Genomic DNA, 12,023 nt, shown 5'->3' on the forward strand with positions numbered 1-12,023 from the left:
TTCATATGGATGTAAAAGAGCGAACTCAACGCCGGTTTAGTATCGGTAACCAGCTTATGCTGGCGGTTTTAACGTTGAGTTTGATCTTTACGTTAGTCATTTCTGCCATCAGTTTATATCGTGATTTTCAAGAAGAGTTGTCCCATCTCGACACCGACTTAAAACAAGTGGAGTCGAGCTACCTCTCCAGCTTTTCAGCCAGTTTGTGGGTTGAAGACCGTGAGCTGTTACTCACCCAAGCGCTGGGGGCGATGCGTTTGCCTTCGGTGGATTACCTACGCATTGCTACCAAAGACGAAGTTATCATCGAGCTCGGAACAGAAATCACGCAAGATGTGGTTGAGAGGCGTTGGCCGATGCAGTTTAGTGTGGGTGAAAAAACGTTTGAGCTTGCAGAGCTGACTGTGCAATCTGACCTTAGCGCCGTCTATCAAGATTTATGGCAACAGTTCTTTTTTCTACTCACGACAGAAGCGATAAAAATTTTGCTGTTGATGGTTGGGGTGTTGTGGGTTGCCTTCCGTTTATTGGTGAATCCTTTGCAGTTGCTTTCCGGTGCGGTGAGTGATTTTAGCGGCGGTAATGCGCCGAGTACGGTCACGCTGCCCAAACGTTGGTGTTTTGATGAAGTCAGCTTGTTGGCGCAAAAATACAATCGAAGCGTGCAAAAAGTGCGAGAGCATCAAGCCGAGTTAGAAGCCGAGCGAGATAAGGCGGAAGTCGCCAATCGCAAGAAAAGTGAGTTTCTCGCGACCATGAGCCACGAGATTCGCACCCCTATGAATGGCATTATTGGTGTGGCGTCGCTGCTTAGTGATACTAAGCTCGATCCGCAGCAAAAAGAATTTGTGGAGATCATCGATAACTCATCGCAATCGCTCATGACCATTATTGATGACATCCTCGATTTCTCCAAAGTCGAAGCGGGGAAGGTGGAACTCGCCAGCGAGACGTATCATTTTCGCCAGTTATTAGATGATGTGATCAGCTTACACACAGTAAAAGCGCAGCAAAAGAATTTGCAATTGCTGAGTGATATCGACCCTAAGTTGCCCGCTGAAGTACAAGGAGATGAAGGGCGTCTGAAGCAGGTGCTCAATAACTTACTTAGCAACGCGGTCAAATTCACCGAGCGTGGTCATGTCAAATTACTTGTCTCATTGCACGAGCAAAACAACGATATCGCCCAAGTTCGCTTTCGCGTTGTGGACTCGGGGATAGGTATTGCCAAAGAGCACCAGCAAGCGGTGTTTGAACGCTTTCAACAAGCCGATGGCAGTACAACTCGCAAATATGGTGGTACAGGGTTAGGTTTGGCGATTTGTGCCCAACTCGTCCACATCATGGGTGGAGACATCAAGCTAACCAGTGAACTTGGCTTGGGAAGCTGTTTCGATTTCACCATTCCTTTAACAGTGGTGAGCGGTCTTCCAACATATACCGATCCGCTCAATGTGCTCGATTTTCCTCGAACAGAGGCGAACGAGGCAACGAACAAAAATCCAGATAAGCCGTGGGTTTTGATTGTCGAAGATACGGAAGTGAATCAGAGGGTTGTTCGCATTATGCTGGAGCAGCTAGGGCTTAAAGTCAGTGTCGCGAGCCATGGTGAAGAAGCATTGCAGTTATGCCGCGAGCACGCCTTTGATCTCATCTTTATGGATTGCCAAATGCCAGTGATGGATGGGTTTATCGCGACAGAGCAGATCCGTGACATGAATGAGTGGGGCGCTCACGTGCCGATCATCGCATTAACTGCCAATGTAGTGAAAGAAGATCAGCAGCGTTGCTTTGAAGCGGGCATGAACGAGTTTGTTGCTAAGCCTGTGACGAAGGCGCGATTACAGCAAATCTTTGAACAATATTTGCCAAAAGCCCTCAAAAATATCGCCACACCCAAGTGAGTAACTTGAAATTGATCAAGTTAAGTGCGTTTCTATTCTGCAATTGTAACTCTGTATGCTATAGTGCGCGGCTAGTATTTTAAAGTACCTTGAGGCTGTGAATGTCGTTTAATCTATCCCTGTTGCCGCCTGATGAAAAAAACAAGATCGAACTGGATAAACAAGCGTCGTTTTTGGTTTGGAAACTCAGAGAGGCCAAATCTGGTCCTGAAGCAATAGAAGAACAGCTGTCTAAGATTAACGATGCTGATGAAAAAGTCTTTTTTCAACAGGCAGTCGAAAAGTACAAACGAGTAATGGGTGTCGCATGATGCGAACCGTGGCTCGGTGTAAACCGTAGCGGCGAATGAGGTTTCCTCCCCATTCCTTTGCAGAGTGAAATGGACAATGTTTCACTCTTTGCTAAAATCCTTCGCATTAAATTTGAACTTAGAGAGACATCCCGATGGGAAGAAGTTTTGAAGTGCGCAAAGCCTCTATGGCGAAAACTGCAGGCGCAAAAATTAAAGTTTATTCCAAATACGGTAAAGAAATTTACATGTGTGCGAAAAACGGTGGTAGTGACCCAGACATGAACTTGTCTCTGAAACACCTAATCGCAAAAGCGAAAAAAGACCAGGTTCCTGCGCACGTTATTGAAAAAGCACTAGACAAAGCAAACGGCGGCGGTGGTGAAGACTACGTACCTGCACGCTACGAAGGCTTTGGTCCTGGTGGCACAAGCGTGATCGTCGACTGTCTAACAGACAACGGCAACCGTACTTTCCAAGATGTTCGCCAATGCTTTGTAAAAGTTGGCGCGAAAATTGGTGTGGAAGGTTCTGTGTCTCACATGTTCGATCACCAAGCGGTATTCCAATTCAAAGGCGAAGACGATGAAGTGATTCTTGAAACGCTAATGATGGAAGACGTAGACGTAACTGACGTTGAACTAGAAGATGGTGTGATCACAGTATTTGCTCCTCACACTGAGTTCTTCAAAACGAAAACAGCGCTAAACGCAGCATTCCCTGATCTGACAATTGATGTGGAAGAAATCACTTTCGTTCCTCAAACTCAAACGCCAGTAGCGGGTGAAGACGCAGAGAAATTCCAGAAGTTCCTAGACCTTCTAGATGACTGTGACGACGTTCAGCAGGTATACCACAACGCTGAGCTATAATTTTTAGCTTTCGTTGTTGTAAAAAAGGCTTCCCGAGGGAAGCCTTTTTTGATCGTGCTGAATGTTGCGAGTAGCGCTAAGTATTACGGTATTTGGAGTAACACAGAGACATGATTACGCCAAAGCAGATGCCCTGTGTCAGCATGGCTGTTCCGCCGTAACTAAAGAATGGGAGCGGGCTTCCCATTACTGGCAACAATCCACTCACCATTCCAGTATTAATAAAGGCGTAGAGGAAGAAGCTCATCGCCAAGGTGCCACTGACTAAGCGACTAAAAAAGTGCTCAGATTGGCATGCTAGCAACATCACCCGTGCTGTAATAAATAGGTATAGCGCCAGCAATACCACACAGCCAATGAACCCCCATTCCTCCGCATAGGTTGAAAAGATAAAGTCGGTATGACTTTCTGGAATAAAGCCCAGTGTTCCTTGTGTGGCGTTCATCCAACCTTTGCCTTTCATACCGCCTGAACCAATCGCAATCAGCGACTGAATGATTTGGTAACCAGAGCCAAGTGGGTCAGATTCTGGGTGTAAGAACTGAGTCACACGGCTTTTTTGGTAGGCTTCCATCACGAAAAACCACAGAATCGGGGCGAGCGTTAGAACGCTCACCACAAATCCGCCAATGATTTTCCAGCTCATACCCGCGAAAAATAACACGAATAGTGCGTAGATCACGGTAAAGATCGCACCATCCAGATCGGGTTGCAGAGCGATCAACCCGGCGGGAACCAAGGTAATCATCAAACAAAGCGTGATTTTACGAAAGTCAGGTCTGCCGCCTTCCAGATGCAGCATCCAAGCTATCATGATCGGAATCGACAGCTTAATTAATTCCGAAGGTTGAAAACGAAAAAAGCCGATATCTAGCCATCGTTGTGAACCGTTAGTGCTGTCACCAAACAGAGCGACGGCCAGCAGTAACGACACGGCGACAAAATACAAGTACGGTGCCGAGCGTTGATAACTGGCTGCTGGAATGGATGACATCACCAGAATACACACCAGTGTCAGTGCGCAGCGGGCTAAGTGTTTAAAGAGCATGGATTCATCGAAGCCACTGGCGCTCCATAGCGTCAGCGAGCTCAATAACATGATCGGAATTATCGCCATCAAAAGTGGCAAATCGATTCTTGGAAAGAAACGCTTGTTCATTTACTACAACCTAAAAACGCTCTCAAAAGAGCGAAAACAACCAGAACTCAAGAGAGTTCAAACTATTCCGATGCTAAGAATCCAATAGGTCGGGTATGTTGGCTTTCTTAGATTTGTTGAAAGTGAAAGCACAACAGGCCTGTTCACAGATGCGGCGCAAAGGAGTGCGAGAAAGGAGGTGCAGCATCATCTGTTGTGGTACGTCGACTGGGAATGTTGTGAAGAGGATAAATACACCAGCCTTGATATTTTCGCCACTCTTTTTATCGTACTTAGTGTTGAATCCAGCAATAATTGATAACTCGCTCGGATGTTATTGTGTTTTCACTCAAAACCATTTATCGCCGCTCACGCCCATTTACTCCCTAAAAATACCATTGGTCGCATCCTACAGCTGACTATGAAGCTATGGCGTAATCTGAAACCATCAAATCACGTTCAACTAAGGACAGTCACCATGATGGTTTTCAATCTTCATTTATCCAGAGCCACAACCTTGCTCGGCGCGGCATTGGCTGCGTTTACCTTGAGTAGCAGCTTGGCGTTGGCAAACCCTACTGAGCAGTTACTAACTCGCTTTAACCAAGCCGCACAGGGCGACACGGGGTTGGTGGATACTGTACATGACGAGCTTTCACAATTAGTTCAAAAGCAAGGCGCTACGCCTGTGACATTGGTTTACCTTGGCAGCAGTGAAACCTTGCAAGGGCGCGATGCGTTTATGCCATGGAACAAGATGAAGTTCACTGAACGCGGGCTTGCCACCATTCAGAAAGGTTTGGATTTAATGGCAAACCAACCTATGCCGATTCAAGAGCAGCAGCGTTTACAAGGGCTACCAGAATATCAATTGGCCACTGCGATGGCGGCCACCACTTACACTTCGCTTCCGGATATGTTTAATCACTTTGAGCGTGGGTACGAGCTGTACCTGACTCTGCTTGATGAACCGAGCTTCAATCAACAACCGTTCGCGGCAACGGCTTGGGTTTACCTTTACGCCATTGAAGCAGCGCTGCGTGCAGAGGACATGGAGCAAGCGCAGAAATGGTTGGCGAAAATGGAAAGTTTCGATAGCGCTCACTTAGAAACGCAAACTGCCAAAGCGTTACTGGCTAAACATTAAGGAGGCGTCATGATCGTTTTCAGTCAACTTAGTCGCGATTACACCCTTGGCAGCCAAACCGTACGCGCGTTGCAAGAAGTCTCTGGTGAGGTGTTTGCCGGTGAAATGGTGGCGCTGTGTGGGCCTTCCGGCTCAGGAAAAAGTACCTTACTCAATGTGCTTGGCATGCTGGATTCTCAATATCAAGGTCAGGTAACGTTTGCTGGCCAACCTTACCCGAACGGACAAATGCAGGCTGCGAAAATGCGCCGTGAAAAGCTGGGTTTTATATTTCAAAAATTCAATTTGGTGCCAGTGATGACGGCTTTGGAGAACGTCGCTTATCCGTTGCATCTCAACGGTTTTTCAAAAACTGAACAAACCGAACTTGCCACACAAATGTTGGAACATGTGGGGCTGGGCGAATTTATCCATCACATGCCCGATAACTTGTCTGGTGGTCAGCAGCAACGGGTAGCGATTGCTCGCGCTTTGGTTCACAAACCTGCATTAGTGATTGCCGACGAGCCAACAGCAAGCCTCGATAGCCAAACCGCAAACAAAGTCATCGATATCATGAAAGGGCTCGGGCACGAGTTTGGTACCACCTTCATTGTCGCCACTCACGACCCTCGCATGGCATCACGCTGTGATCGCACCATCGAGCTGGTGGACGGCAAAATCATCCAAACGCACGCCAGTGTGAAGGAGGTCTCATGGGCAAGTTGATTCCCGTTTCGGTTCGCCTTGCTTGGCTGAACCTACAACGTAATCGCCGACGCAGTTTGTTGTCGATGCTGATCATCGCCATTGCCGTTTTTGCGCTGACCAGCGCAGGTGGTTTTGGCCTTTATACCTACGACAGTTTGAAAGAATCCACAGCGCGTGACACGGGGCATCTGACATTAACCACGCCGGGTTATTTCGCTAAAGAAGAAGAGATGCCATTGAGCAATGGTTTGAGCCATGCAGATGCGATCACCAAACAGTTGATTGGTTTGAGTGAGGTGCGAGGCGTACAGCCACGAGTGGAATTCAGCGGTTTGATCTCTAACGGCAACAAGTCCTCGATTTTTATTGGTATCGGCGTTAACGAACGCGAGTTCGATATGAAAGGGCCGTTTTTGGACGTGCGTGATGGGCAGACGCTTTCCAACATTCATGCCTCTCGCTACGACGCTTCTGAGCCAGAAGTGATGCTTGGGGTGGATCTCGCCAGTAATCTGAGCGTCAACGTGGGAGATTGGATTACCTTACTTGCTACTACGACAGATGGCGCTTTGAACGCTTACGACTTTAAAGTTCGCGGTATCTACTCAACTGGTGTGCCTGAGCTGGATAAACGCCAACTTTACGTACACATCAACAGTGCTCAGTCTCTGCTGGGGTCGGACAAAGTCAGTGCGCTGTCAGTATTTCTGTTCGACACCAGCTTAACCAACAAGGTTGAACAGCAAGTCGCGACGATTCTAAACAAACAAAAACCGAGCTTTGGTGATCAAGAGGTTGAAATTACGCCTTGGCAAGAGCGTGCGTTTTTCTATCTAAAAGTGAAAGATTTGTACGACCGTATTTTCGGCATTATGGGCGCTGTGATGGCTCTGGTCGTGTTTGTTGCGTTGTTCAACACCATGACTATGTCTGTGACCGAGCGTACACGTGAAATCGGTACCTTGTCCGCATTGGGCAGTTATCCCCGAGAAATCATCGCCGGATTTTTACGCGAAGCGGGTTTACTCGCGGTGATTGGCAGTTTAATCGGCGCCTTGTTTACCGCGCTGGTGACCATTTTTTTGATGATGGTGGACGTACAAATGCCGCCACCGCCAGGGCGCACAGAAGGCTACCCATTGACGATTTACTTTTCTTGGGAGCTGGTGGCTGCTGCAGGGTTATCAGTATTGCTGATTTGTTTGGTCGCGGCGTTTTTCTCGGCGCGTAAAGGCGTGAACAAGCCAATTACGGAGGCACTGATTTATGTTTAATTTCAAACCATTGCTAACCATCACACTATTGGTTGTCAGCAGCGTTGCGAGTGCTGCTGAACAAGCGCCGGATGTACAACAAGTTGCGCAATTAATTGAGAAAGCCGACAGCTACCGCTTGCAAGATGATTCTTCTAAAGTGGTGTCGCTGGTGCGTTTGTATCAAGACCAAGAGTTGGATAAAACGCGTCTCTACCATGTGTACACGCGGCCAAACCGTGAATCGCTGGTGGTGTTCAAATCGGCGGTCGAAGCGGGGCAGAAGATGCTGATGATGGGCGATAACTACTGGCTGCAAATGCCAAAGAGCCGCCGCCCAATTCGTATTACGCCAATGCAAAAGCTGCTTGGTGAAGCCTCAATTGGTGATATTTCAACGTTGACGTGGAGCCAGGATTACCAAGGCGAGTGGAAAGCGACGGAAACCCTCACGATAAATGGACAGAGCATCGCGGTTTATCGCCTTGCCCTAACGGCCAAGACCAAGGGGGCGAGTTATCAGAAGATCGATTTGTGGTTGTCTGAGCAAGATGCGTTCCCGATCAAAGCGGATCTTTATTTGCGTTCGGGCAAGCTTGCCAAGCAAGCGCAATACGGACGAGCGACCAACCGCGGCGAAGATTACGTCAGTGAGATGACCCTGCTCGACAGCATTCAACCGAGCAAAAAGACGGTGATTGAGTATCAAGAAATCGTCCCTTGGCAGTTGGATAACAAATTCTACAACCCGAGTTATTTGCCGAAAGCCAATACATCGGAGCTGTAATTTAAGGTTATTAACGCCATCAAGGATGTTTTATGAAAGTGCGATTCTTTAACGCCATCATCAATGTAAACAGCGTTGCGATTAGCTTCATTGCCGCTTCATTATGGATGGTTGCACCTGTTGCGGCCAATGATGAGTGGAGTTTTGAATGGGATTGGGCGGTAAGTTACGAAACCGCCAAGCTGCGAGATAGCGCGTTTATGGAGGCGCAAGGAAGCGCGCGTCACTCGCTCAACGCTTTACTTGATGTGCAAGTGAATTATCAAAACATCAGTGGCTTATTCACCTTGTACAGCCAAGGTTTGTATCTCAATCAGCAAGGTGAGCATGAATGGTGGGGCGAAGCGGATAATCAACTTCTTATCCGAGAACTGGCGTGGCAGGGCGAATGGCAAGTTGGTGATACCACTTTGGATGTTAGCGCGGGCAAGTTGCGCGTTGATTGGGGCGTAGGTTATGGCTATCGACCTTTAGATTTGTTCAAACCATATCGACAAAATCCGGTTGGCTTGGTGGCAGAGGAGGGAGCGGGTGTATTTTCACTTTCGTATTACGACATGTCAGGTGTATGGACGGCGATTGCAACGGACTCGAGTTGGGGGCAACAGGAGCAAAGCGCGCTTGATCAAGCCGCGGAGCAGCGTGGGTTTGGGATTCGCCGTTATGCGTTGGTGGGCGATACGGAGTACCAACTCATAGGCTATTACGATGATGTGCGTCGGGGTTTGTTGGGTGCGAGTGCCATTGCCGTGTTGGATGAATCTATAGCCATGCACAGCTCGTTGTTGTGGCAAAAGCAGAGCGTTGGCTATCAGTTTAAAAATGAAGGGCAGCCGAGCGATCGTTATCAACCCGTGACGGTGGAAGAACAAGGCAGCGCTTTCCAAGCGTTGGTGGGATTAAATTGGGCGAACCAAGCCGGACACAATGTGATCGCCGAATATTGGTATGACAGCCGAGCATGGTCGAAAAGCCAATGGGAGCAAGCAATCGCACGTGGTGAATGGCTCTCCCAATCGTCGGATACGACTCTACTTGCTACTAGCTACGCCCAAGGGTTTCAACACGCCAATATTGTTCAGCACAATCTCATGTTGCATTGGCGCTGGGATCTCGAAGCGTGGACAGCGTGGCGCGGAAGAGTGGATTTGGAGTGGCTTAGTGATATCACTCCAACATTGGACGTCATGTACTCGCCGCAAGATGGCGGTGTGATTGTGACGCAATGGCTGAATTACCAATGGATTGACACTGGCGATCAAAGTGTAGAAGTGGAAGTTGCCGCACGCTTTTTAACCGGAGACGACCATTCTGCTTACGCACAAATCAACGATAAGAATATGATTGTATTTAACATCAAAGGGAAATTTTAAATGTGTTCAGCTAAGTCAATGGTAGCAAGTGGATGGCAGCGCAGTGTGGTTGTCACCACGTTGTTTTGTTTGTTTATCTCGGGAATGACGCTCTCAGTTTGGGGCGGTCCGTACTACGTGCATGTGCTGGTGAGCTTTGGTTTTGGCTACTCTGCGCTGTTCTTCTCGTGGTTGATCGACAAGTTGTTTCCTACCATCCCACGCATGCTAGAAATTGCGCTATCACTGACCGCGTGTTTGTTGTTTGGTGTAATTAATGCGCAGTTTTGGCTCGGTGAATACTTCGGTATTTCGGGCATGTTGCCTGTCTTACTGATGGGCCTGCTGTTTAGCGGTATGTGTTATTTTTATTTTCATTCACGCGAAAAAGAAGCCATTGCACAGCGTGAGCTAGAGAGCATCAAACGTGAAAACGCCGAACAAGAGCGAGCCCTTTTACTCAGCCAGCTCAAGCAGATGCAAAGCCAAATTGAGCCGCATTTTCTGTTTAATACGCTTGCCAATATCAGCGCGTTGATGTCGCAAGACGTCGATAAAGCCAAACAAATGTTGGATCAACTCACGGCGTTATTGCGTGCAACGCTAAAAAGCTCGCGTGAAGAGCACACCACGGTTGAGAATGAAATCGCCTTGATTGACGCTTATCTGGGTATTCAAAAAATTCGTTTAGGCGAGCGCTTAAGCTACACAATCGAGGTGCAAGAAGGGTTAGGAAATACAGAGTTGCCTCCGATGATGCTGCAACCTTTGGTTGAGAACGCCATTATTCACGGCATCGAGCCAAAACGTGAAGGTGGTGAAGTCCAATTGCTGATAAAGCAAGAGAAACAGCTGTTGCAAATTGAAGTGAAAGACACTGGCGTGGGGTTGAGTCACGTCAGCAATCACTCTGGTTCGGGGATTGGATTGAGTAACCTTAAACAGCGTGTGGATGCCTTATTTGCTGGCCAAGGTCAGGTGTCGATCAGTGAATCTTCCGAAGGCGGTGTGAGTGTGCGTTTGAGTTGGCCAATGATAAGTAAGGAACAGTGAAATGAATACAGGGTTTACTGCCATTATCGCCGATGATGAGCCGTTATTGCGGCATCATCTCGACAAAAGCCTCGCGGAAGTGTGGCCGGAGTTGGACATCGTTGCCAAGGTAGCTGATGGCGAACAAGCCTTGCTCGCCATTGAGCAAAGCCAACCTGATATTGCCTTTCTCGATATTCGTATGCCCGTGTTAGATGGCATGAGTTTGGCGCAAAAACTCAATCGTTTGGCCAACCCGCCTTTGATCGTGTTTGTTACTGCTTATGATGACTATGCCATTAAAGCGTTTGAGCAAAACGCGGCAGATTACCTGCTCAAACCCATTTCCGATGCTCGTTTGCAAACGACCTGTGAACGAGTCAAAGCTCGACTCAGCCAACGAGGAAGCGACAACAGCCATGTTCAGATGAATAGTTTGTTGGAACAACTGCAACAGTTGTCTGCGCCTCAAACACCGCAATACTTACAGTGGATTAAAGCCACGCAAGGTGACGATATTCATCTCATCGCGACGTCTGATGTACTGTATTTCAAAGCGGAAGAAAAATACGTTTCGGTGTATGCGCAGCAAGGGAAGGGGGAAGTGCAAGAATATTTGATCCGCACATCGCTCAAAGAGTTGATTGGGCAGCTCAACCCAGAGCAGTTTTGGCAAGTGCATCGCTCAAGCGTGGTGCAAGTGTCTAAAATCAGTAAAGTAAACAAAGACTTTGCAGGAAGAATGTTTGTTTATGTTGGTGAAACTAAGTTGCCAGTGAGCCGCGCTTCTCAAAGTTTGTTTAAAGGCATGTAACTTTTCCCTAATCCGTTGCTGCTCACTCTTTACACTGTAAACTCGCCCCACATCATCTAAATTATCAAGGAAGATAAATGACTTATCGTGTGACTTTATTAAATGCGACGGGAGCGTTGTCTCCTGTTGCTGACTATTTGTATGAACAGCTGAATAGCCTGAGTCTGCAACTCGCCGATCATTTTGAGCTGACCAATATTGATGTCACCATCAGTCCGTTTGGTCACGGTGATGCGCCGCAAAGTGGCATTGGTGGTTACTGCTTGAGCCCTTATCGAGTTGAAGTCTTGCTAGACACCCAGCGCACGGATATAAAAACCGTCATTGAAAACGAACTGGCGGCAGTGCTCGCGCATGAATTGCATCATCTGTTTCGGATGCGAGCGGGAGAAAATGGACTCACTCTGGGAGAGGTGTTGATCATGGAAGGCTTGGCTTGTCATTTTGAACGTCAGGTCAACGGCGGCATAATTCCGAGTTTGTTTGAGTTGATAAAAGACCGCGACTGGCGGCCGTTTTACACAGAGATGAAAGATAAGTTAACGAGCTTGGATTACAACTTTGATGCTTATTTTTTGGGAAGCGATGAAAGCCGCTGGCCGAAGTACATGGGGTATTGGGTGGGGTATAACCTAGTCGCGGAATACCTAGCTAATTTTCATGGTTCTGAACTCGATTTGGTCGGTGCCAAAGCCGAGATTTTCTATCAATAATTCTATCTAATCCAAGAATTCCTACTAATCA

12 protein-coding genes are annotated in these 12,023 nt (G+C 47.7%); 11 read left to right on the forward strand and 1 reads right to left on the reverse strand.

Features of this window, described 5'->3' with window-relative positions; genetic code table 11:
* Positions 1-5: 5 nt before the first annotated feature.
* From OU793_RS02435 to OU793_RS02445, 3 genes are all read left to right on the forward strand, one after another.
* Positions 6-1,904 carry an ATP-binding protein gene (locus OU793_RS02435; protein WP_025552886.1) on the forward strand — a complete coding sequence of 633 codons (1,899 nt, stop codon included), beginning with the start codon at positions 6-8 and terminating at the stop codon, positions 1,902-1,904.
* Positions 1,905-2,005: 101 nt separating this feature from the next.
* Positions 2,006-2,215: a DUF3283 family protein gene (locus OU793_RS02440; RefSeq protein ID WP_005464888.1), complete on the forward strand. Its 210-nt coding sequence runs from the start codon at positions 2,006-2,008 to the stop codon at positions 2,213-2,215.
* Positions 2,216-2,349: 134 nt separating this feature from the next.
* On the forward strand, positions 2,350-3,066 hold the full coding sequence (locus tag OU793_RS02445) for a YebC/PmpR family DNA-binding transcriptional regulator (protein WP_005464874.1): 717 nt from the start codon (positions 2,350-2,352) through the stop codon (positions 3,064-3,066).
* A gap of 76 nt (positions 3,067-3,142) precedes the next feature.
* Here OU793_RS02445 and rodA read toward each other — a convergent pair whose 3' ends face one another.
* Entirely contained in the window at positions 3,143-4,225 is a 1,083-nt protein-coding gene (gene rodA, locus OU793_RS02450) for a rod shape-determining protein RodA (protein WP_063517853.1), read from the reverse strand.
* 457 nt (positions 4,226-4,682) lie between these two features.
* Between rodA and OU793_RS02455 the strand changes: the two genes are divergently transcribed.
* The 8 genes from OU793_RS02455 (at position 4,683) to OU793_RS02490 (ending at position 11,992) form a co-directional block, all read left to right on the forward strand.
* Entirely contained in the window at positions 4,683-5,351 is a 669-nt protein-coding gene (locus tag OU793_RS02455; RefSeq protein WP_159404244.1) for a hypothetical protein, read from the forward strand.
* Positions 5,352-5,360: 9 nt separating this feature from the next.
* Complete coding sequence (locus OU793_RS02460) at positions 5,361-6,059, forward strand: ABC transporter ATP-binding protein (protein WP_025522568.1); 699 nt, start codon at positions 5,361-5,363, stop codon at positions 6,057-6,059.
* Complete coding sequence (locus tag OU793_RS02465; RefSeq protein ID WP_029822153.1) at positions 6,047-7,315, forward strand: ABC transporter permease; 1,269 nt, start codon at positions 6,047-6,049, stop codon at positions 7,313-7,315. The genes OU793_RS02460 and OU793_RS02465 overlap by 13 nt, the downstream gene beginning before the upstream one ends.
* Positions 7,308-8,081, forward strand: a complete 774-nt coding sequence (locus OU793_RS02470; RefSeq protein WP_159404245.1) for an outer membrane lipoprotein-sorting protein — start codon at positions 7,308-7,310, stop codon at positions 8,079-8,081. Before OU793_RS02465 ends, OU793_RS02470 begins: the two co-directional genes overlap by 8 nt.
* 32 nt (positions 8,082-8,113) lie before the next feature.
* On the forward strand, positions 8,114-9,454 hold the full coding sequence (locus OU793_RS02475) for a hypothetical protein (protein ID WP_159404246.1): 1,341 nt from the start codon (positions 8,114-8,116) through the stop codon (positions 9,452-9,454).
* Positions 9,455-10,486, forward strand: a complete 1,032-nt coding sequence (locus OU793_RS02480) for a sensor histidine kinase (RefSeq protein ID WP_129830709.1) — start codon at positions 9,455-9,457, stop codon at positions 10,484-10,486. It abuts the gene before it with no gap.
* Position 10,487: 1 nt separating this feature from the next.
* Positions 10,488-11,279, forward strand: coding sequence for a LytTR family DNA-binding domain-containing protein (locus OU793_RS02485; protein WP_005481713.1), 792 nt, complete (start codon positions 10,488-10,490; stop codon positions 11,277-11,279).
* Positions 11,280-11,356: 77 nt separating this feature from the next.
* Positions 11,357-11,992 (forward strand): DUF2268 domain-containing protein, encoded by a 636-nt coding sequence (locus tag OU793_RS02490; protein ID WP_025555869.1) that lies wholly within the window; start codon positions 11,357-11,359, stop codon positions 11,990-11,992.
* Positions 11,993-12,023: the final 31 nt, after the last annotated feature.

The sequence above is a fragment of the Vibrio sp. VP6 genome (genome assembly GCF_028823755.1).
Classification (GTDB): Bacteria; Pseudomonadota; Gammaproteobacteria; order Enterobacterales; family Vibrionaceae; genus Vibrio; species Vibrio parahaemolyticus.